This window comes from Nocardia sp. NPDC059195, from assembly GCF_042754695.1.
GTDB lineage: Bacteria > Actinomycetota > Actinomycetes > Mycobacteriales > Mycobacteriaceae > Nocardia.
This window is the reverse complement of sequence record NZ_JBHZBG010000024.1, coordinates 20,070-42,869: the sequence shown is the minus strand read 5'-3', so window position 1 is coordinate 42,869 and position 22,800 is coordinate 20,070. Positions and strand designations below refer to the sequence as shown.

Annotated in this window: 11 protein-coding genes; 5 read left to right on the top strand and 6 right to left on the bottom strand. The window is 69.2% G+C overall.

Going from position 1 to position 22,800, the window contains the following annotated elements; genetic code table 11:
• Nucleotides 1-110: 110 nt before the first annotated feature.
• Nucleotides 111-872, top strand: coding sequence for a M23 family metallopeptidase (locus ACFXKN_RS25390; RefSeq protein WP_378951803.1), 762 nt, complete (start codon nucleotides 111-113; stop codon nucleotides 870-872).
• 8 nt (nucleotides 873-880) lie between these two features.
• Here ACFXKN_RS25390 and ACFXKN_RS25385 read toward each other — a convergent pair whose 3' ends face one another.
• On the bottom strand, nucleotides 881-1,783 hold the full coding sequence (locus ACFXKN_RS25385; RefSeq protein WP_378951806.1) for a LysR family transcriptional regulator: 903 nt from the start codon (nucleotides 1,781-1,783) through the stop codon (nucleotides 881-883).
• A gap of 90 nt (nucleotides 1,784-1,873) precedes the next feature.
• On the opposite strand from ACFXKN_RS25385, the gene mqo reads away from it, so the two are divergent.
• Nucleotides 1,874-3,316: a malate dehydrogenase (quinone) gene (mqo, locus tag ACFXKN_RS25380; protein ID WP_378951809.1), complete on the top strand. Its 1,443-nt coding sequence runs from the start codon at nucleotides 1,874-1,876 to the stop codon at nucleotides 3,314-3,316.
• A 56-nt stretch (nucleotides 3,317-3,372) separates the two neighbouring features.
• Here mqo and ACFXKN_RS25375 read toward each other — a convergent pair whose 3' ends face one another.
• Nucleotides 3,373-3,975, bottom strand: coding sequence for a TetR/AcrR family transcriptional regulator (locus tag ACFXKN_RS25375; RefSeq protein ID WP_378951812.1), 603 nt, complete (start codon nucleotides 3,973-3,975; stop codon nucleotides 3,373-3,375).
• A 105-nt stretch (nucleotides 3,976-4,080) separates the two neighbouring features.
• Here ACFXKN_RS25375 and ACFXKN_RS25370 point away from each other — a divergent pair, with 105 nt between their 5' ends.
• Nucleotides 4,081-4,932, top strand: a complete 852-nt coding sequence (locus ACFXKN_RS25370) for an SDR family oxidoreductase (protein WP_378951815.1) — start codon at nucleotides 4,081-4,083, stop codon at nucleotides 4,930-4,932.
• Nucleotides 4,933-5,036: 104 nt separating this feature from the next.
• Nucleotides 5,037-6,047 (top strand): hypothetical protein, encoded by a 1,011-nt coding sequence (locus ACFXKN_RS25365; protein ID WP_379433985.1) that lies wholly within the window; start codon nucleotides 5,037-5,039, stop codon nucleotides 6,045-6,047.
• A gap of 66 nt (nucleotides 6,048-6,113) precedes the next feature.
• On the opposite strand, the gene ACFXKN_RS25360 is transcribed toward ACFXKN_RS25365, so the two are convergent.
• A complete protein-coding gene (locus ACFXKN_RS25360; protein ID WP_378951822.1) occupies nucleotides 6,114-6,440 on the bottom strand; it encodes a hypothetical protein in 327 nt (108 codons plus the stop codon).
• A 304-nt stretch (nucleotides 6,441-6,744) separates the two neighbouring features.
• Between ACFXKN_RS25360 and ACFXKN_RS25355 the strand changes: the two genes are divergently transcribed.
• The gene (locus ACFXKN_RS25355) at nucleotides 6,745-7,080 is read left to right on the top strand and encodes an RNA polymerase-binding protein RbpA (protein WP_067453486.1); all 336 of its coding nucleotides are present in this window, start codon (nucleotides 6,745-6,747) and stop codon (nucleotides 7,078-7,080) included.
• A gap of 78 nt (nucleotides 7,081-7,158) precedes the next feature.
• Here the strand turns inward: ACFXKN_RS25355 and ACFXKN_RS25350 are convergent, their stop codons facing one another.
• From ACFXKN_RS25350 to ACFXKN_RS25340, 3 genes are all read right to left on the bottom strand, one after another.
• Nucleotides 7,159-8,049, bottom strand: a complete 891-nt coding sequence (locus ACFXKN_RS25350) for an ABC transporter permease (protein WP_378951825.1) — start codon at nucleotides 8,047-8,049, stop codon at nucleotides 7,159-7,161.
• Between the two features lie 76 nt (nucleotides 8,050-8,125).
• Nucleotides 8,126-9,115: an ATP-binding cassette domain-containing protein gene (locus tag ACFXKN_RS25345; protein WP_378951828.1), complete on the bottom strand. Its 990-nt coding sequence runs from the start codon at nucleotides 9,113-9,115 to the stop codon at nucleotides 8,126-8,128.
• Nucleotides 9,112-22,779, bottom strand: coding sequence for an amino acid adenylation domain-containing protein (locus ACFXKN_RS25340; protein ID WP_379433984.1), 13,668 nt, complete (start codon nucleotides 22,777-22,779; stop codon nucleotides 9,112-9,114). Before ACFXKN_RS25340 ends, ACFXKN_RS25345 begins: the two co-directional genes overlap by 4 nt.
• Between the last annotated feature and the right edge of the window lie 21 nt (nucleotides 22,780-22,800).

Genomic DNA, 22,800 nt, shown 5'->3' with positions numbered 1-22,800 from the left:
ATGTTGGCTATTCGTTAGGGTATTGTTATAGATCAACTGGGGTTATAGCGCTTCGTGATCGCGACCACAGGATTGGCCGCGAAGGTTACGGTTTAGCTACGTTCATAAACATGTTCGTGACCAACCCGTTATCTGCTCGAGTCTCCGACGCCTTCGCAGGTCGTTGGGGAGGCGTGGTCGCGGGTGCGGTGGCCCTGTCCGCACTCGTGGGTACCTCCGTCGCCACTTTCAGTGAGCCCGAGAGCCCTGTCCCCACTACCACGATCGCCGCGGATGCCACCGAGGCCATCAACACCGGCCAGTCGCCGTACCGCTTCACCGCGTACACCCCCGCCGAGGCCCAGGGCCCGCAGGGCGAGACCCCCGCGTCCGCCCCGATCGCGTGGGAGGAGCACCGCGAAGCGGTCGGCCTGGAATTGCCGCCGCTGCCGGTCCTCGCTCCCCCGCCGCCCCCGCGCCCGCAGACCGTTCGCCCGGTCACCGGCAGGCTGACCTCCTACTACGGCGCCCGCTGGGGCACCGCGCACAACGGCATCGACTTCGGTGACCCGATCGGCGCACCGATCTTCGCCGTCACCGACGGTACCGTGATCGAGGCCGGTCCGGCTTCGGGCTTCGGCCTGTGGGTCCGCGTCCAGCAGGATGACGGCACCATCGGCGTGTTCGGCCACGTGAACGACATCCTGGTTCAGGTCGGTCAGCACGTCAGTGCCGGTGAGACCATCGCCACCGTCGGTAACCGTGGCAACTCCACCGGCCCCCACCTGCACTACGAGGTGCATGTGCCGGACGGCTCGCTCTACGGCGCCCCGATCGATCCCCACCCGTGGCTCGCCGCGCGTGGCATCGATGCCGGCGTCGCCCAGGACTGATCCCTCGCTCATCCACTGATCGCCGCCCGGCGCGCGATCAGAAATTCCCGAAGCCGCGCGACCGCGAGCGTCGAGTTATGGTCTCCCGAGACCAGACCGACCTCGCGGTCGCGTTCGCCATCGATGGGTATCACCGCCAGGTCGGGATTGGCGACCTCGGCGGCGGGCAGCAGCGCGACCCCCTGCCCGAGCGCGACCAGTGCGCGCAGGGTTTCGAACTCGGTGATCTCGAACACCACTCGCGGTGTGAAACCCGCTGCGGCACACCAGGTGTCGAGCAGAGTGCGCAGCTGATAGCTGGGCGGGTTCGCGATGAACGTCTCGTCGGCCAGTTCGGCGAGGTCGATGTGGGTGCGCCGGGCCAGTGGATGCGTGCGTGAGACGTGCAGGTCGATGCGCTGACGTCCGAGGTCGACGGTCGGCAGGTCGGCGGGCGGCGGGATCATCACCGCGAGGTCGAGCCTGCCGTCGCGCACCTGCTCGGCCAATGCCTCGCCGTGTGCCTGGACCAGGTGCAGCCGGATCCGCGGCGCGCGGGTGTGGAACTGCGCGAGCAGCGAGGGAATACTGATCGGGCCCAGCGTGAGCGGGAACCCGAACCGCACCAGCCCGCTGTCAGGGTCGGCGTCGGCACGCACCCGGTGCACCGCGTCGTCGAGTGCGCGCACCAGTCCACGTGTTCGTTCATAGAGGTCGCGGCCAGCCGGGGTGAGGGCGACCCCGCGCCCGACCGGCTGGAACAAGGTCACGCCGAGTAGCTGCTCGATTGTTTTGATGCGGCGGCTGAGCGAAGACTGCGGCACCCCGAGCCGCTGGGCGGCCCGGGTGAAGTGACCTTCTTCGGCCGCCGCGTCGAAGGCAGACAGCAGCGGAGCCAGCGTATGCGCGCCCAACTCCGTTGAATCATCCATATTCGGATCATATATTTGGCGATTCCGTGTTGGACGGATCACTACTCCCGGCGTGACGATAGCGGTACACAGCTCACGGGAGGTTCGACCATGAACGACACCACACCCACACCGCTCGAATCCGGCAGTGGCGACGACATTCTCGACGCGGTGCTGATCGGTGGCGGCATTATGTCGGCCACGCTCGGGGCGCTGCTGAGCACTCTCGCGCCGGACTGGTCGATCGCACTGTTCGAGCGCCTCGGCGAACCGGCGGCCGAGAGCAGTCATCCGTGGAACAACGCGGGCACGGGGCACTCGGGGCTGTGCGAGCTCAACTACATGCCCGACGCGAGCGATGGCGCCAAGGCGGCCGGGATCGCCGACCAGTTCGCGCTCTCGCGCCGGTTCTGGTCCGCACTGGCGCACCGCGGCGAGCTGGAGCCCGCCACGTTTCTTACCCCGACACCGCACGTCACGGCCGTATTCGGCGAGCGCGATATCGCCTACTTGCGGCAGCGGTACGCGACGCTGCGGGAACTGCCGGCGTTCGCGGAGATGGAATACACCGAGGACCGTGCGGTGATCGCCGACTGGGCGCCGCTGCTCGTGCGCGGCCGCGCCGACGGCGACGCGATGGCGGCCACCCGGCACGTCGCGGGCACCGATGTCGACTTCAGGGCGCTGACCAGGTCGTTGTTGTCGACGATGCGTTCGGCGGGCAATGCGGTCCGGATGCATCGCGAGATCACCGGACTCACCCGAGGCAAAGACGGGCTGTGGACCGTGCGCGGGCGCGATCTCGACAGTGGACGGCGGTTCCAGGTGCGGGCCCGGTTCGTGTTCGTCGGCGCGGGCGGATACGCGTTGCGGCTGTTGCAGCGGGCAGGTCTGCCCGAAGTGCGGGGGTACGGGGTGTTCCCGCTGGGTGCGCAGTTCCTGCGGACCGACAATCCCGAGGTCGTCGCCGAGCACCACGCCAAGGTCTACAGCCAGGCGGCGCTGGGCGCACCGCCGATGTCGGTGCCGCACCTGGATCGTCGCGAGGTCGACGGCGCGGGCGCATTGCTGTTCGGCCCCTACGCCACGTTCAGCACCCGCCTGCTGCGCCACGGCAAACTCACCGACCTGTTCACCACCCTGCGCCCGCACAATATCGTCCCGCTGGTCGCGGTCGGCCTGCGGAATTTCGATCTGGTCCGTTACCTCGTGACCGAACTACTGGCCTCACCCCGGCGCAAGTTCGCGCAACTCCAACGCTTCTACCCGACCGCCGACCCCGCCGATTGGACCTTGGTCAACGCCGGGCAACGCGCCCAACTGGTGAAACCCGATCGCCGGCGCGGCGGAGTCCTCGAATTCGGCACCGAACTGGTCACCGGCGCGGACGGCAGCATCGCCGGTCTGCTCGGTGCCTCCCCCGGCGCCTCCATCGCACCGTCGATCATGCGGGACCTGCTCGAGCGCTGCTTCCCCGAACGCCGATACGAGTGGGCCCCCCTACTCGCGGAATTGCTCCCGCCGGTCGGTTCGGCCACCGAGTTCGCTTCGTAAACAACTGTTGGACAAGCGAATCCGCACTCCGGCTACAGCCGGGGTGCGGTGCGCGGTCACCGTGGGGACGCTAGGAGGGCGTCGATCAGGCGGTGGCTGCGGGCGGTCATCTGGGTGGCCGTCTGGTCGGGGTGGCGTAACCACCACAGGACCAGCGAGGTCACCGCGCCCATCCAGACGTCGGTCAGCGCGGACAGGTCGGTGGGGTCGGTGAGGTCGACGGCACCGATGGCGTCGGCGACACCGCGGGCGGCTTGGGCGGCGATCCGGCGGCGTGCGGCGCGGACGGCGTCGGCGGCGGGTCCGTCATCGGGGTGGGAGCGGTCGAAGAGCACGGTCCAGTCGTGCGGGCGCGGTTCCAGCGCGACGAAGATCGCGTCGAGGGTGCGTTCGGCCTTGGTGAGACCACCCGCTCCGGCGATGGCTGATTCGATCGCGTCGAACAGGACAGCCGCCGCCCGGTCCACACAGGCGATGTAGAGCCCGTCCTTGGACTGGAAGTAGGTGTAGACCAGCGGCTTGGACACCCCCGCGCGCTGGGCGACGTCGGCGAGGGACAGCCCCGCGTAACCCACGCGGCCGATCTCGGCGACGGCGGCGTCGAGGATCTGCTGTTCGCGCTCGGGGCGCGGGACGCCCTTGGTACCGGCTGTGCTCACCCATTTATCCAACCATTCGACCCAGCGCCGGTTGACACCCAATTGCCCACTTTGTAATTTACTATTCAGTAAATTGACCCGCCGCTCGACACGACAGGAGACCCCGTGTTCGCCGAAGTCGCACAATCGGTGCTGCTCAACCCGCCCGCGCTCCCCGGCATGATCGCCCGATTGGTCCGTGCTGAGCGGCAGGAGATCGCCGGGAAGACTGTGGTGCTCACGGGAGCCTCGTCGGGCGTCGGCAAAGCCGCGGCGCACGCTCTCGGCCGGGAGGGCGCGCGGGTGGTTCTCGTCGCCAGGAATGCCGAACCGCTCGCCGAGGTGCGCGATGCGGTCCGCGCCGAAGGCGGCGACGCCGAGATGATCACCTGCGACCTCGCCGACGCCGAGCAGAACGACGCACTGGCCAAAGCTCTGCTCGAGCAGTTCGGGACCGTCGACGTGCTGGTGAACAACGCGGGCCGTTCGATCCGCCGCGGGGCCGCCGACACCACCGACCGGTTCCACGATTACGAGCGCACCATGGCACTGAACTACTTCGGGGCGACGCGGCTCACGATGGGGCTGCTGCCGTCGATGCTCGACGCGGGCGCCGGGCACATCGTCAATGTCGCGACGTGGGGTGTGGCCGCCGGGTCGATGCCGCTGTTCACCGCCTATCACGCGTCGAAGGCGGCGCTCGGCGCGTTCGGACGCAGTCTCGGCGCGGAGACAAGGCGCCGCGGCGTGCACGTCACCACGATCGGCTACCCGCTGGTGCGCACGGAGATGATCGCGCCCACCGGCAAATACGCCGACGCGGCGGCACTGTCGGCCGAGGAGGCCGCCGACTGGATCACCACCGCGATCCGGACCCGCCCGGTCGAGCTGTACCCGACCTACACCCGTGTCCTGCAGGCCCTCGCGCTCGTATCGCCCCGCGCGGTCGATGCCGCCATCTGGCGCATGGGAATCTGAGACAACCCCTAGAACTGGGGTAGGCCGACCCGTACCCGGGTATCGGAATCGAACCGTTCCGCAGCGGGACGTGGTGTGGCGCACCGGATTTCTACCTTCGATTCATGGCGACGATCGACCTCACCCAGACTCTGTCCCGCATCGGTTTCCGCACTGCGCGCGATGGCACCGACCGTGCTCCCTGGCACGGCCCGCTGCTGGTGAATTCCGCGCTCATGGCCGCGCTGGTCGTGGTGTCGATCGTCGGGATGGTGGTGGACGACCGGCTGTTGGTCGGCGAGTCGGTGTGGCTCAAGCCGGCCAAGTTCGGCCTCGCCTTCGCCCTCTACGGCGTGACCCTGGCCTGGATTCTGCGGTTGCCGCATCGCGGGCGGCGGGCCACCTGGTGGCTGGGCACCGTCTTCGCGATCACCGGGGTCGCCGATGTGGGGTTCATCGCGATGCAGGCGGCGCGCGGGACGTTCAGCCATTTCAACGACTCCACCGACCCGGTCAACGAGATCGGACAGCAAGTGTTCGCCTCCGGTGTGCCCGGGTTGTTCCTCGCGAATCTTGTCCTGGCGGTGATCATTTCCTGGCAGAAACTCGCCGATCGGCCGACCCGGATCGCGTTGAAGGCCGGGCTGTGGCTGGCGGTGACCGGGATGGCGCTCGGGTACCTGATGGGGTTCACCGGGCCGCAGCTCGTCCGCCAAGCGGACGGCACCGTGGTGGGGCTGGTCGCCGGGCACACGGTGCGGCCCGGCGATACCGCACGTGACAGTGCCGCGGGTATGCCGATCACCCACTGGAGCACCATCGGCGGCGACCTGCGCATCCCGCACTTCGTCGGCCTGCACGGCATCCAGGTCCTGCTGCTGCTCGCCGTCGTCTTGGTCGCCCTCGCGCCCCGTTACCCCTGGTTGCGCACCGAAAAGACCCGCGCCGCCCTGCTCGTGGTTGCCGTCCTCGGCTACTTCGGCTTGCTCACGCTCGTGGCGTGGCAGGCCCTGCGCGGACAGGCCATCACCAGCCCCGACCTCGCGACCGCCGGTGCCGCCGCGGCCCTCGCGCTCTTCGTCGCAGGGGGCGTCACGGCCGTGTACCTGCGCGCCAGAGAGACATTGTCGACCTAGCGCCGTTGTCGCCCACCCATCCCGTGTTCCCACTGATTACCGTGGGGAACACGGGATTTCGCGCGTTCAGCGCAGCCGTTCGGCTTCCCGGGCCAACTGCACCAGGGTCGCGCTCAACTCCGACAACTCCGCCGGGGAGGCACCCTCCCCCACCGCCGTCGCCACATCCTCGGCCGCACACCGCGCCGCGAACCACCGATCGGCAAGATCGGCGGCCTCCTGCGCGGTGAGCACGACCGCGTCCTCGGGGATCCCGGTCCCCTTGAGACTGCTGCGGTGCTCATAGGCACGTTGGCGACACGATTGGCGGCAATAGCGGCGACGCCGACCCGACTCCGAATCCACGATCTCCCGCCCGCACCACAGGCAGGACAGCAGGCGACTGCGCGACATGATCGGAAACCCTATCGGCCCGCGAAGCGATTCGCCGGTTCAGGTCTCGCTGAGCGGGCACCCCCTCGGTACCGAACTACCGTCGGGCGCTGATTCGGGGGTAGCTCGGACGTGAAGGCCCTGCGACTACAATGGAACAGTTCAGACTTCCCGTGCGTTGAAGTAATACCAAGACCTGTTTTCGGCGCGCCTCCGCCGATGGACTGACCGAAGGGTGCGACGAAGGAGTACCCGTAGGGAGGGAAGAGGCGGAGTTCAGCGCCGAAAACCGCGGCCCCGGCCGCCAAAAAATACAGGAGCACACATGGCAGATCGCGTACTCCGGGGCAGCCGGCTCGGAGCGGTGAGCTACGAGACCGATCGCGACCACGACCTGGCCCCGCGCCGGATCGCCCGCTACCGCACCGACAACGGTGAGGAGTTCGACGTCCCGTTCGCCGACGACGCGGAGATCCCGCCCACCTGGTTGTGCCGCAACGGCCAAGAAGGTCAGCTCATGGAGGGCACCTCCGTGGAGACCAAGAAGGTCAAGCCGCCGCGCACCCACTGGGACATGCTGCTGGAACGTCGCAGCAAGGAAGAGCTCGAGGAACTGCTCAAGGAGCGCCTCGACCTCCTGAAGACCCGTCGCCGCGGGTAGAAGTTCGAACACACGACGCCGAAGGCCGCCTACCCGATTCGGGAAGGCGGCCTTCGGCGTTCTCGGCGCGCCAAGAATTCAGTGACTGGCGACCTTGCGGTACTGCAGTAGTGCCGCGGGCATCGCGATGGCGAGGATGACCAGCGAGCAGATGATCGCGTAGAGGATGCAGTTCTCGGCCGCCCAGCCCGTCGCCGGGACGAAGCTCGGGGGTGAGTCGTTCTCGAAGAGCTTGCGGCCCGCTGCCGAGACCGCGGTGATCGGGTTCCATTCGGCGATGGCGCGCAGCGGGCCCGGCAGCGTCTCGGCGGAGATGAACGCCGAGGAGATGAACGTCAGCGGGAACAGCCATATCAGCCCAGCGCTCTGTGCCACTTCCACCGTCGGGGAGACCAGACCGGTCAGCGCGCCGACCCACGACATCGCGAACGCGAACAGCAAGATGATCGCGAACGCGATCACCGCGTCGCCGACGCTGCCGTGGATGCGCCACCCGACGATGTACCCGCAGATCGACATCACGCCCAAACTGACGATATTGACGACAAGGTCCGAGAGGGTGCGCCCCATCAGGACCGCCAGCCGCGACATCGGCAACGTCCGCATCCGGTCGATGATGCCCTTCTGCAGGTCACCGGCCAGCCCGACGGTGGTGAACGCGGCATTGAACGCCACGGTCTGGGTGAAGATGCCCGCCAGCAGGAATTCCCGGTACTGGTCGCCGCCGAGCGAGGCACCGAAGATGTAGGCGAACAGGAACACGAACATCAGCGGCTGGATGGTGGCGGTGACCAGCAGCGTCGGCACTCGCAGGATGGTCAGCAGGTTGCGGTAGGCGACGATCGCGCTGTCACGCACGAACCGGGCCCGTGGTTCCCGCTCCTCGGAAGCGGAGGGACGGGGGGTGTTCGGCTGGATCGGCAGATCGCGAGTTTCGTACTCGTCCACGGTGACGTCGGGAGCGCTCATGCCCGCACCTCGCTGACACTCGGCTCCGGCATGACTGCCATGGCAGCAGTGTCTATCAACCGCTCGCTGCGCTCGCTCACGACAGGACCTCCTCTTGCACGTCGTCGGTTTCGGGTTCGGGGATCGGCGCCGCCGGGGTGCCGGTGAGGGAAAGGAAGACATCGTCGAGAGTCGGGCGTACGACGTTCGCGTCGAGGACGCAGACGCCGGCGTCGTCGAGGCGGCGCAGCGCTTCGACCATCGTGCGTGACCCGTTACCGACGACCACCGACACCTCGTCGCTGCCGGGTTCGTGGATGGGCTCGCCGACGCCGACCTGCTGCAGGACCGTGACCGCGGGCCACGGGCTCTGCCCGGCGGCCAGGGTGACGGTGAGCCGGTCACCGCCGATGGAGGTCTTGAGTTCGTCGGCGGAACCGCGGGCGATGACCGTGCCCTTGTCGATAACGGTGATCCGGTCGGCGAGCAGGTCGGCCTCTTCGAGGTACTGGGTGGTGAGCAGGACGGTCGTGCCGTCGTCGACGAGATCCCCGATCACCTGCCACATGTCCAGGCGACCGCGCGGATCGAGGCCCGTGGTCGGTTCGTCCAGCACCACCACCGGCGGCCGCGCCACCAGCGCGCCGGCCAGGTCGAGCCGACGCGCCATGCCACCGGAGTAGGTGCCTGCCCGCCTGCCCGCCGCGTGGTCGAGTCCGAACGCGGTGAGCAGTTCCTCCACGCGGGCGACGGACTGCTTGCGGCCCATGCCGTACAGCCGCGCCACCATGCGTAGGTTCTCGTAGCCGGTCAGGTTCGCGTCGACCGCCGCGTATTGGCCGGACAACCCGATCCTGGTGCGCGCGCTGGCCGGGTCGGCCAACACATCGATACCGGCGACCCGCACCGAACCGGCGTCGGGCCGCAACAGTGTGGTGACGATCCGCACCGTGGTGGTCTTGCCCGCGCCGTTGGGTCCGAGCAGACCCAGCACGGTGCCCGCCGGGATCTCCAGGTCGATCTCCTTCAGTACGCGCACTTTGCCGTAACTCTTGGCAAGGCCGCGTACTTCTACCGCGAGGCTCACGGTCGCATCTCCTTCTGGCCGGTGCCGCACACGGTGATCTCCGGGACGGCGTCGAGGTGGCGATGCAGCACGGGGCCGATCACCGCCAGCGATTCCGGTGTGGTCATCGCCGCGTGCCTGCAGGGCAGGTCGTGGTTATGGATGTTGCCGGTGACGAAGGGCTGCCAGGCCTGCGCGCACCGGCTCGGATCGGCGGCGTTGATCTCGTCCGCCACGGCGGTGAAGAACACGAGGTCGCCGTCGAAGGTGCGCGGCCGGAACCGGTTGGCCATGACGGTGCCGTCGGCGTACCCCGTGTAGAGGCGTTGCAGGTGGTCCACCGAGAGCGCGGCGAACGGGCCCGCCTGTGCCCGCAGTAGATCCGCCGCTTCGTGCAGGTCGAGGTCGGCGGGCAACGGTGCGCCGTCGACCAGATCGGCGCCGAACTCGCCGAGGATATCGGCGACACTCGGCATCGAGGTGTCGAGCCAGCGGTCGCCGAGCTGGTAGCTGTCCATCATCGCCAGCAGCTCGACGTCTTCGCCCGCGTCTTGCAGCTGAACGGCGATCTCCTGCGCGATCAGGCCGCCGAGCGACCAGCCGAGCAGGTGGTAGGGCCCGTGTGGCTGGATCGACTTGATATGGGCGACATAGTGTCCGGCGGCCTCGGGAATCGAGGTGAAGCCATCGTCGCCGGACACGTGCGGGGCCTGCAGGCCGTACACCGGGCGCTGCGGGGCGAGATGGGCGAGCAGACCCGCGTAGCACCAGGCCAGACCGATCGCCGGGTGCACGCAGAACAGCGGGGTGTCGTGCGGGCTGGTGGACGGGCGGATGGCCAGCACCGGGCTGGTCGCCGCCTCGATCACCGCGTCCGGGTCGATGTCGTCGAGCTTGGCCGCGATGGCCGAGGGGGTGGCGTCGCCGAACATCATCTGGACGGGCATCTCGTAGCCCTGCTCACGCAGTGCCGCAACGACTTTGGTGGCCAGCAGGGAGTTGCCGCCGAGTTCGAAGAACCCGTCGTCCACGCCGACCCGCTCGACCCCGAGCACCTCGGTGAACACCGTGCACAGCGCTGTCTCGGCGGCGGTCACCGGTGCGCGGTAACCACCGGCCGCGATGAACACCGGCTCGGGCAGCCGGGCGCGATCGAGCTTGCCGACGGGACTCAGCGGCACTTCGTCGAGCAGCATGATCGCCTGCGGGACCATGTAGTTCGGCACGTGCGCGGCGACGTGCTCGAGCAGTTCGGGCACGCTCGGTGCGGTCCCGTTGCGCGCCTTCACGTACGAGACCAGGGCGGTCGCGCCGGCCTGCGTGGTGTGCCCGATGGTGAGCGCGAGCTCGACATGGGCGTGCCGGGCGAACGCGACGTCGATCTCGCCGAGTTCGATCCGGAAACCGCGGACCTTCACCTGATGGTCGGTGCGGCCGACGTACTCCACGTCCAGCGCCGACTTCGTGCCCTTCCGCCAGCGCACCAGATCGCCTGTGCGGTACATCCGTTCGCCGGGTGCGCCATAGGGATCGGCGACGAACCGCTGGGCGGTGAGACCCGGCCGGTTGAGGTAGCCGCGGGCCAGGGCCGAGCCGGCCAACTGCAGTTCACCGGTGACACCGATGGGTGTCGGATGCAGTCGCCGGTCCAGCACCGTCGCCGCGACACCGCGGATCGGCCCACCGATGGTGATCGGCCCCTGCGGGCTCATCGGTTGCGGCATCAAGGTGACGATGGTCGTCTCGGTGGGGCCGTACACGTTGTAGAAATTGCGCCCCGGCGCCCAGCGGGCGAGCAGGTCCGGCGGTAGCGCCTCACCGCCGGTGAGTACGTGGGCGAGCGAGTGCACGCCAGACGGATCGACGGTGCCGAGCGCGGCGGTGGTGATGAACGCGTGGGTGATCCGTTCCCGGATGAACACCTGCCGCAGATCCTCGCCGCCCACCACCCCGACCGGGGAGATCACCAGCGTCGCCGCACCACCGAGCGCGAACAGGATATCGAGCATCGCGGCGTCGAAGCTCGGGGTGGCGAAGTGCAGCACCCGGCTGCCGGGACGCACATCGAACCGGTCGGCGGTCTCGGCGGCGAAGTTCGACAGACCACCGTGGGTGACGACGACACCCTTCGGTGTACCGGTGGAGCCCGAGGTGTAGATCACGTACGCCGGATTGTGCAGGCGCAGTGGGCGAAGCCGATCGGCGTCGGTGATCGGCGAGTCGTCGGTGCCGAGCACGCTGGCCCGGGTCTGCGGGTCGTCCAGGACCAGCCAGCGGGTGTCGGTGGGCAGCAGATCGCGGTGCTCGAGCAGCGTCAAACCCAGTGCCGCAGCGGAATCGGTGAGCATGTGACTGATCCGCTGTGGCGGGTAATTCGGGTCGACCGGCACGAACGCGGCACCCGCCTTGGCGACGGCCAGCATGGTCGCCACCGATTCCACCGAACGCGGAATACCCAGTGCCACCAGGGTTTCCGGCCCGACACCCTGACCGATGAGGACCCGGGCGAGCCGGTTGGTCCACCGGTCGAGCGCGTCGTAGGTGACCACTGTGTCGCCGGCGCACAGCGCGACACCGTCGCGGGAACGAGCGACGGCGGCACCGAAGACCGCGGGCAGCGTCACCGCCTGCTCGGCGCGGGTGCCGTGCACCGGCGCGAGCGCGGTCCACTCGACCGCGTCGAGCAATGCCAGGTCGCCCACCGCGGTGTTCGGGTCGGCGGCCACGGCGGTGAGCAGCCGGACCAGACGGTCGCCGAGCTTGCGCGCGGTGACCTCGTCGAACAGGTCGGCCGCGAAGTTCACCGACAGGCTGATGCCGTCGCCCACCCGGTTGTCGGTCTGGGTTTCGGTGAAGGTGAACTGCAGGTCGAACTTGGCGACACCGGCGTCGGCGTCGACCGCTTCGATCCGCAGGCCGGGCAGTTCCAGCATCCGCACAGGGCTGTTGCGCACCGACAGCATCACCTGGAACAGCGGGTGATGCGCCTGGGAACGCGCCGGATTGACCACTTCGACGAGCCGTTCGAACGGCAGGTCGGCATTGGCGAAGGCGTCGAGGTCTCCGTCGCGGACGGTGCGCAGCAGGTCGACGAACGCGCGCTCGTCGGCCACCTCGGTGCGCAGCACCAGGGTGTTGACGAACATGCCGATCATCGCGTCGAGCGCCGGATGCCCGCGGCCCGCGCTGGCGGTGCCGACGGCGATGTCGGAGGTGCCGGTCACCCGGTGCAGCAGGACCGCCAGTGCCGCGTGCAGCACCATGAACATGCTGACGTTGTTCGCGGTGGCGATGCCGCGCAGCGCCCGGTGGGTCGCCGCGTCGACCGCGCAGTCGACGGTGCCGCCCCGATAGGAGGGCACCGGCGGGCGCGACCGGTCGGCGGGCACGGTGAGCAGTTCGGGCAGGCCGTCGAGCACGCCGCGCCAATGGTCGAGCTGCTTGCTGACCAGCGAGTCCGGATCGTCCTCGGTGCCGAGGAGTTCCTGCTGCCACAGGGTGTAGTCGGAGTACTGGATCTCCGGGATCTGTTCGCCGAACGGTTCACCGGTCTGGATGCCACGGTAGGCGGCGGCTACTTCGGCGGCGAGCGGCTCCAGCGACCAGCCGTCCATCGCGATGTGGTGCACGACCAGCACCAGCACGTGCTCCGTCGAACGCGCCACGGCGTACTTGGCCTTGGCCGGTGCCGACTGCCCGGTGTGGTCGACGCTGATCAGCGCCGCCCGCATCGGCACCGAGGCCGACAGGTCGAATCCCGGGGTGACGAAACGGGTCACCGCGGTGTCGACCTCGCTCGCGGTGGCCGTCGCGTGGAACAGCGTGACGGCGGCGATCGCCGGGTCGAGCACCAACTGCTCGGGCTCCCCTGAGCTTTCCGGGAACACCGTGCGCAGCGTCTCGTGCCGACGTTGCACCGTGTGCAAAGCGGCGATGAGTGCATCGAGGTCGACGGTGCCGTGCAGACGCAGCACGACCGGGATGTTGTAGGCCCCCGACGAGTTGGTCTCGCCCGCGGAGCCGGCGTTGAAGCGGTTGAGGAACCACAGCCGGCGCTGCGCCGCGGACAGCGGGATCCGCTCCGGCCGCTGCTGGGGCACCAGGTCGGGCCGGTGTTCGTCGCCGGACGGTCCGGATTCGATGAGCGCGGCGAGTTCGGCGACGGTCGGCGCCGCGAACACGGTGCGCACTTCCAGGCGCACATTGCTGGCCGCGGCCAGGCGGGCCACCAATTGAGTGGCCAGCAGCGAGTTGCCGCCGATGTCGAAGAAGCTGTCGGTGGCGCGAACCTCGCTCGCCCCGACCAGATCCTCGAATACCCGCGCGACCGTCCGCTCGGCGTCGGTCTGTGGTGCCCGCCCCGCCGCGGCGGTGAATTCCGGTTCCGGCAGCGCGGTGCGGTCCAGCTTGCCGACCGGTGTGAGCGGCACCCGGTCGATCAGGTTCAGCGACGCGGGCACCATGTGCCCGGCCAGCCGGACCATCGCGTGACGCTTCACCCCCGCCAGTTCGGCCGGGTCGATGCCCTCGTTCAGCTGGATCCAGGCGACGATCCGATCATCGCCCGCGATCCGCCGAACCTCGGTGTGTGCGAAGCGGACCTCGGGGTGGCTGCCGAGGACGGCGCTGATCTCGCCGAGTTCGATCCGGAAACCGCGCACCTTGACCTGGTGGTCGCTGCGACCGAGGTAGTCGATCTCACCCCCCGCGGTCCAGCGCACCACGTCGCCGGTGCGATACATCCGGCTGCCCGCCGGGCCGAACGGGTCGGCGATGAATCGTCCCGCGGTCAGGCCGTAGCGCTCGTGATAGCCCTGGGCGATGCCCGCGCCACCGATGTAGAGCTCGCCAGGTACCCCGGTGACGACCGGCCGCAACCGTTCGTCGAGGACGAGGGCCCGCGAACCGCGCACGGGCGTTCCGATGGCTACCGGGACACCGACCCGCAGCTCCGACATCGCGGCGATGACGGTGAACTCGGTGGGCCCGTAGGCGTTGACGAACCGCCGACCCGGTGCCCAGTTCTGCACCAGGTCCGGGGGTACCGCCTCGCCACCGGCCATCAGGCCGCGCAGCATCGGCAGCGGCCAGCGGGTGGCATCGATCGAGGCCAGCACCGCGGGCGTCAGGAAGGTGTGGGTGATCTGTTCGTGTTCCAGCAGGGCCCCGAGTTCGTCACCGCCGTAGATGTCGATCGGGCCGATCACCATTTCGGCGCCCGAGTAGACGGCGAGGAGCATGTCGAGCACCGAGACGTCGAAACTGGGCGTGGAGAAGAAGAACGTTCTGGAGAACCGGTCAAGACCCATGCGTTCGCGCAGGTCGAGCGCGAGGCTGGTGAGACCGCCGTGGGTGACGGTCACACCCTTGGGCAGGCCGGTGGAACCGGATGTGTAGATCTGATAGGCCAGGTCGGCGGTGCGCACCGGACGGATCCGCTCGGCGTCGCTGATCCGGACGTCGTCGTAGCCTGCCAGCTCGGTGTTCAGCTCGTCGCCGTCGATCAGCAACCACTGGGTGTCGATCGGCCCGGCGGCCTCGCGCAGCGCGTCCGCGTCGGCGCGGGCGGTGATGACCGCGCGGGCACCGGAGTCGGTGAGCATGTGCCGCACCCGGTCGGCCGGATAGCGGGGGTCGACGGGGACGAACGCCGCACCACTGGCCGCGACGCCGAAGATGGCGAGGGCGCAGTCCAGTGAACGGGTCAGACCGACCGCCACCCGGTCGCCGGTGCCGATGCCACGGGCGATCAGCGCGCGGCCGAGACGGTGTGCCCGGCTCGCGACTTCGGCGTAGTCGAGCTCGCCCACTTCCCCGGCGACGCTGCCGTCGGCGAACCACCGCAGCGCGGGCCGGTGCGGATACTTCGCCGCGGCACGCTCGAGGATGTCGGCCAGGACGACCGGCGTGACGGGGGCCGGTCCCTGCGCGGGGACGTGGTCTCGGTGCTCGAGCACGGTGAGCGGGTCCAGATCGCACACCAGTTGCCGTGGGTCGGCGGTCACCTGGGTCAGGATCTGCACGAACCGGTCGGCGAGGGTCTCGATGGTGGCGGCGTCGAACAGTTCGGTGGCGTAGACGAACTCGAACCGCAGCCCGTCGTCGTCGGCGGGGGCGACCCGCAGTTCCAGGTCGAACTTGGCCAGGGCGATGTCGAGCTCTTGCGCGGCCAGCCGCAGTCCGGGCAGTTCCAGCGACGGTGTGCGGTTGTCCTGCATGCTCAGCGCGACCTGGAACAGCGGGTGCCGGTTGCTCGCCCTGCTCTCCCGGCCGAGCGCGTCGACGACGCGCTCGAACGGCACATCGGCGTGCGCGAGGGCGGCCAGCTCGGCGTCGCGGTCGGCGTGCAGCAGTTCGGTGAAGCTGCGGCCGGGGTCGACATCGGAGCGCAGGACCAGGGTGTTGACGAACATGCCGACGAGGTCGTCGAGCTGGATGTCGGTGCGCCCGGCGACCGGGGTACCGATGGGGATGTCGCGTCCGCCGGTGACGCTGCGCAGCAGCACCGACAGCGCCGAGCGCACCACCATGAACTGGCTCACACCGGTGTCGCTGGCCAGCTCGTCCAGTGCGTGTTGCAGCGGCACCGAGACCTCGCAGGTCACGGTGCCCGCCGTCCCCGTCGGTTCGACGGGGCGGGGGCGGTCGAACGGCAGCGGCAACTCGTCGGGCAGCTCGGACAGGGTTTCGCGCCAGAACGCGAGCTGGGTGGCGGTGATGCTGTCCGGATCGTCCTCGGTGCCGAGTACCGACCGCTGCCACAGGCTGAAGTCGGCGTACTGCACGGGAAGTGGCGCGCGCTCGGACGTGGTGCCGCCGGTCCGGGCCACGTAGGCCAGGGCGAGGTCGCGCGTCAGCGGGCCGAGCGACCAGCCGTCGGCGGCGATGTGGTGCACGACGACGCCGAGCAGGTGCTCGTCGGATGCGGTGCGCTGCAACGACACTCGCAACGGCGTCAGCCGGGTGAGGTCGAAGCCCCTGCGCGCGAGCGCGGTCAGCGCCGCGTGCGCCTGATCCGGTGCGGTGTCGACGACCTCGACCGCAGGCATGGCCTGTGCGAGCGGCAGGATCACCTGCTGCGCGCCGGAGAGATCTTCGGGGAAGACCGTGCGCAGTACTTCGTGGCGCTCCACCAGGTCGCTGAGGGCAGCCCGCAGTGCGTCGACGTCCAGATCTCCGCCGATTCGCAAGACGAAAGCGATGTTGTAGGCGCTCGATTCGGGGGACAATCGGTTCAGGAACCACAGCCGTTGCTGCGGCAACGACAGTGGTATGCGTCCCGGGCGCGGGGTGTGTACCGCCAGCGCCACCCGCTGCGTCCGGGGCGCTTCCGTGATCAGCCGGGCGATGCCCGCCACCGTCGGCGCCTCGAAGATCTGCCGGACGGGCAGGTCCACCTCGAAATCGGCGTGCAGCGCGGCAGCGAGCCGGGTGGCCAGCAGCGAGTTGCCGCCGATGTCGAAGAAGCTGTCCTCGGCACCGGGGATCTGGCGGCCCAGAATCTCGGTGAACACCGCGGCTACCCGCATCTCGAGGTGTGTGCGCGGCGCGCGCGACCCACCGTTGACCACGAATTCCGGTGCGGGCAACGCCTTTCGGTCCAGTTTGCCGGCCGGGGTCACCGGCATCGCGTCGAGCACCGCCAGCGCGGCGGGCACCATGTAGCCGGGCAGCCTGCCGCGGGCCGTGTCGAGCAGGGCGGCCGGGTCGATCGGGCCGTCGGCGGTGACATAGGACGCGAGCCGCTGCTGGCCCTGCTCGTCGACGTGGACGACCGTGAGCGCGGACCGCACGCCCGGGTGTTCGCGCAGCACATGGTCGATTTCGCGCAGCTCGATGCGGAAACCACGGATCTTGATCTGGTCGTCGGCGCGGCCGAGGAAGCGCAGGCGTCCGGTCATGTCGGCGACCACGAGATCGCCTGTGCGATACATTCTTTCGCCGACTCGTCCGTGTGGGTTGGCGACGAATCGCTGCGCGGTGAGTGCCAGCTTGCCGAGGTACCCGCGGGCCAGGCCCGGCCCCGAGACGTACAGCTCGCCCGGTGTCCCCGGCGGCACCGGGTTCATCCGGCCGTCGAGGACGAACAAGCGCATGCCACGCACGGGCGCGCCGAGCGGCACCGGCTCCCCCGGCACCATGGCCGCGCTCGCGGTGACCGCGACGGTGGCCTCCGACGGGCCGTACATGTTGTGCATCCGATACTTCGTGGCCCAGGCGTCGACGAGCTCGTCCGAGCAGGCCTCACCACCGACGATGACCGTGCCGAGGGCAGAGAAGTCGCCCGGGGGCACGGTGGCCAGCGCGGCGGGGGTGATGAACGCGTGGGTGATGCGTTCCGAGCGCAGGAAAGCGGCCAGTTCCGCACCACCGTAGAGGTCGGCCGGGGCAACCACGATCGTCGCACCCGCGGCGAACCCGAGCAGCAGTTCGAGCACCGAGGCGTCGAAGCTGGGCGAGGAGAAGTGCATGGTGCGCGCGTGGTCGGTCACCTTGAACAGCTGGATCTGTTCGCTGGCGAGCGAGGCGATACCCGCGTGGGTGACCACGACGGCCTTGGGGGTACCGGTCGAGCCCGAGGTGTAGATGAGGTACGCGGGCTGACCCGCCCGCATCGGGTGCCTGCGGTCGGCATCGGAGAGCGGAGTGGCCGAACGCACCGCGCAGTCGGCCTCGAAATCGGCCGTCCCGAACACCATCCATTCCGGTGCCCGACGATGCTTTCCGGTGCCGGTGGGCAGCCCGGCGAGGTGTTCGGGCAGGGTGAGCCCGAGCGTCGCGCCGGAGTCACCGACCATGTGCGCGATGCGCTCGGCCGGGTAGGCGGGGTCGACGGGCACGTACGCGGCGCCGGTTTTGGCGACCGCCCAGATGGCGATGATCGACTCGAGGCTGCGCGGCAGCGCGACGGCGACCACCGTTTCGGGTGCGGCACCGTGCGCGATCAGGCTGCGCGCCAACCGGTTCGAGCGTTCGTCGAGTTCCCGGTAGGTGGTGTCGAAGCCGAGGTAGCGCACCGCCACCGAGTCGGGCAGGTGTTGCGCGGTGTCGCCGAGCAGCCGGGCCAGCGTGCCCGCCGGTTCGGCCGGTGCACCGGCCACCGGAACCAGCCGGGCGATCTCGCGGCGGTCGAGCACGTCGAGGTCGCCGATGGCCGTCGTGGGGGTCGCGACGGCCGCGGCCAGCAGCCTGGTGAAACGCCGGGCGATGGCCTCCACCGTGGCGCGATCGAAAACGTCGGTGGCGAAGCCGAATTCGGCGTGCAGCGGCCCGTCGTCGTGGTTGTCGCGGACCTCGAGCTGCAGGTCGAACTTGGCGACGCCGACCTCGATCGGCACCAGTTCCGCTGTGACACCGGGCAATTCGACGCGCAGTTCGGGGGTGCGGTCGTAGGACAGCATCACCTGGAACAGCGGGTGCCGGGTGGTCGAGCGATCGGGGTTGACCAGTTCCACGAGCCGTTCGAACGGCACGTCGGGGTTGGCGAAGGCATCGAGGTCGGCCTCGCGAACCAGGTCGAGGATGCGGTCGAACCCGGCGCCTAGGTCCACGTCGGTACGCAACACCAGGGTGTTGACGAACATGCCGACCAGCTCGTCCAGCGCCGGATCGGACCGGCCCGCGATGGGCGTACCGATGGTGACGTCGGTGCTCGAGCACAGCCGGGCCAGCAGGGTGGCCAGCGCCGCGTGCAGCACCATGAACATGCTCACCCCGCGACCGGTCGCGAGTTCGGCTGCGGCACGCCGAGTTTCGGCATCGATCACGAATTCGACGGTGTCCCCGCCGGTGCCACGCTGCTGTGGCCGCGGCCGATCGAGGGGCAGGTCGAGCTGATCGGGCAGCCCGGCCAGCGCGCCGCGCCAGTGCCCGAGCTGCCGGGCGATGGGCGCTTCGGGGTCGGTTTCCTCACCGAGCAGTTCCCGCTGCCACATCGCGAAATCGGCGTACTGCACCGGCAGCGGCGCCCACCGGGGTGCGGCACCGCCGGCGCGCGCCGACACCGCCACCATCAAGTCCCTGGCCAACGGGGCGACCGACCAGCCGTCACCGCTGATGTGGTGCAGCACCACCAGCAGCAGGTGATCCTCGGCGCCGACCCGGTACAGCGCGACCCGCAACGGTGTCTCGGTCCGCAGATCGAAACCGCGCCCCGCCATCTGCGCGGCCAGCGCGGGGATCTCGGCGGCGGACACGTCGGTCGGCGAGAGTTCGGGTTCCACCCCGGCCGCCGGGTGGATCAGCTGGTACGGACCGTCGGGACCTTCGGGGAAACTGGTCCGCAGGCTCTCGTGGCGGTCGAGGATGTCGCGCAGACCCGCGCGCAACGCATCGAGGTCGAGATGCCCGGTGAGCCGCAAGGCCAGCGGCATGTTGTAGGCGGCAGCGTGTTCGGCGAACCGGTTGAGGATCCACAGCCGCTGCTGGGCCAGCGACAACGGCACCCGTTCGGGCCTGCGCGCGGGAACCAGTTTCGGCGTGGAGGTTTCGGGCCGATGGGTGCTGATATAGCCGGCCAGCGCGGCGATGGTGGGTGACTCGAACATTTCCCGGATGGTGAGGTTCGCATCCAGGGTGGTGTTGATCCGGGCGACCGCGCGCGCGGCGACCAGGGAGTTGCCGCCCAGGTCGAAGAAGCTGTCCTCGACACCGATCGCGGTGCCGTCCAAGGCGAGAACCTCGGTGAGGATCTCCGCGAGTGCGCATTCCAGTTCGGTCTGCGGCGCGGCGGCACCGGTGGTGACCCGTACACCCACCTCCGGCGCGGGCAGCGCCTTGCGATCGACCTTGCCGTTGGCGCTCAACGGCAGTTCGTCGAGCACGACCAGCGCCGAGGGCACCATGTAGGACGGCAGGCCGCGGCGCAGTGCCGAGAGGAGCACGGCGGGTTCGGGTGCGTGAGCGCCCTTCGCGGCGACCACATAGGCGACGAGTTCGTCGTCACCGGTGCGAGCGGTGCGGGCCACGCAGACCGCACGGGCAATGCCGTTCTGGGCGAGCAGCGCCGATTCGATCTCGCCGAGTTCGATGCGCAGTCCGCGGATCTTGACCTGGAAGTCGGTGCGGCCCAGGTATTCCAGGACACCGCCGTCGATCTGCCAGCGGGCCAGGTCGCCGGTGCGGTACATCCGCTGCCCCGGGGTGAAGGGGTTGGCGACGAACCGGTCGGCGCTCAGGTCGGGGCGACCCAGGTAGCCGCGAGCCAGCTGCGCACCGGCCAGGTACAACTCGCCGACGACACCGGGCGGTACCGGCCGCAGATGCGGGTCGAGCACGTAGGTCTGGGTGTTCCACACCGGTGAACCGATCGGCACCGTGGTGGCGTCGGCCGGGCACGGCCAGTAGGTGACGTCGACCGCGGCCTCGGTGGGCCCGTAGAGATTGTGCAGCTCAGGTCCACCGTCGGGACCGTGCAGCGCGGCATGGAAATCGCCGACGGTGGCGCCGGGCAGCGCCTCACCACTGCAGAACACCCGGCGCAGCCCCGCCCCGCCGCGCACCCGCGGGTCGGTGACGAACAGCGACAGCATCGACGGCACGAAATGTGCTGTGGTGATGGCCCTTTCGGTGATGATCCGGGCGAGGTAGGCCGGGTCACGGTGCCCTTCGGGCGCGGCGACGACCAGGCGCGCGCCGACCTGCAGCGGCCAGAAGAACTCCCAGACCGACACATCGAAGGTGGCAGGAGTCTTCTGCAGGACCGCGTCGGTGTGGTCGATGGGGTATTCGGCCTGCATCCAGCGCAACCGGTTCACGATCGCGGCATGAGTGACGCCGACGCCCTTGGGTTTACCGGTGGAGCCGGAGGTGAAGATGACGTAGGCGAGGTGATCGGGCCGCAGCGGCGCGGTGCGGTCGGCATCGGTGATCGGCGCGACGTCGTTGCCGCTGACGTCGAGAGTGTCGAGATCGACCCGGACCGCGCCCGCGGGCAGCCGGACCCCGTCGCGGTCGGCGGTGAGCACGCACACCGGATGCGCCTGTGCCACTACCGCTTCGATGCGATCGACCGGGTGATCGGGATCCAGCGGCAGGTAGGCCGCGCCGGTCGCGAGCACCGCGTAGATCCCGACGACCAGATCGATACTGCGATGCAGGCACACGCCGACCGTGGTCTCCGGGCCCGCGCCACGGGCGATCAGTTCGCGCGCCAGCTGATTCACCCGGTCGCCGAGTTCGGTGTATCCGAGTGTGCGGTCGGCGAATTCGAGACCGATGGCGTGCGGACTACGGCGTACCTGATCCTCGAACAGCGAGACCAGCGTCGCGGCCTGCATCGGCATCTCGGTGGCGTTCCACTCGCGCAACACACTGTCGTTCTCCGCGGCGGTGATCGCGGTGAGCGTGTAGGTGGGGGTGGTCGGCTCGGCGGCCAGGAAGCGCGCGAGGAAGTCGAGGTAGCGGGAGTGGTGGGCGGCGTTCTCGGACTCGCCGTAGAGCTTCGGGTTGGCCTCGAAGTCGAGTTGGATGCGGCCGCCGTCGACGTTGTAGATGTTGATCGAGAGGTCTTCGACGGGGCCGGTGGCGAGAACGTGCAGCTGACCGGCGATTTCGTCGAACTTCAGCTCGTCGTGGAACAACATGATGTTGACCATCGGCCCGAAGAAGCCGCGCGCGTCGCGGGAGTAGCCGCAGTCGCGACGGATGTCGTCGGAGCGGTAGCGCTGGTGGCGCAGGGCGCCGGTGATCTGCAGTTCGGTCTGGCGCACGACGTCGGCGACGGTGGTGTGCTCGTCGAACCGGACCCGCAGCGGCACCACGTTCGACACCACGCCCGCCGAACGGCGCAGCGCGACGGTGGTGCGGGCCGAAACCGGCAGGCTCAGTACGACATCGGAGTCACCGGTGACCGAGCGGACGTAGGCGGCCAGTGCGGCGACGATGAGCGCCGAGTTGGCCGATCCGTGCGTGGCGATCGCGTCGGTGAGCAGGGTGTCGAGGTCGGCGTCGAGCACTGCCGTGGCACGGTGGCGTCCCGCGTCGTGGGTATCGCCCGCGGCGGTGACCGACGACAGTGTCATCGGTTCGCCCACGCCGGCGAGCTGTTCGGTCCAGTACTCGCGGTCGGCCCGGAACCGGCTGGACTCGCGGTAGCGGGATTCGTCGGCGTAGAGCGCGACGAGCGCGGCGGCCCGGGAGACCGACGGTTCGCGCTGCTCGCCGACGGCCGTGTAGATCTCGGCGGTGCGCGAGAGCGCGTTCATCGCACCGTAACCGTCGATAACGATGTGGTGCCCGCGTTCGTACCAGAACCATTCCAGGTCACCGATTCGCAACACCACGTTGATGGTGAGGGGTTCGTGCTCCATATCGACCGGGGTGCTGGCGTGGGTGTTCATCCAGGCCAGCGCGGCGGCCCGTGGGTCGGATTCGCCGCGCAGGTCGATTCGGCCCCAGCCCGGCCGCCAAGTCGGGTCGACCCGCTGGTGGGGCACGCCGTCGATCTCGAGTAGGCGGACATGTCCCACCTGGGATTCCGCGCCGAAGCGTTCCACGGCGTACAGCAACCTGCCGACGTCGAGATCGCCGTGCAGTTCGACGTAGTGAGCGATGGTGAGCGGAATGTCGGGCCGGATCCGTTGCGCGTACCACAGTGCTGTCTGACCGGGCGAGAGGGCGAACGGTTGGCCCGGGTCCTCGTCGGTGACGCTCGAGCTGACGTGGTCGGTGGCCAAAGAACTCATCAAGCACTCCGTTTCTGCCTT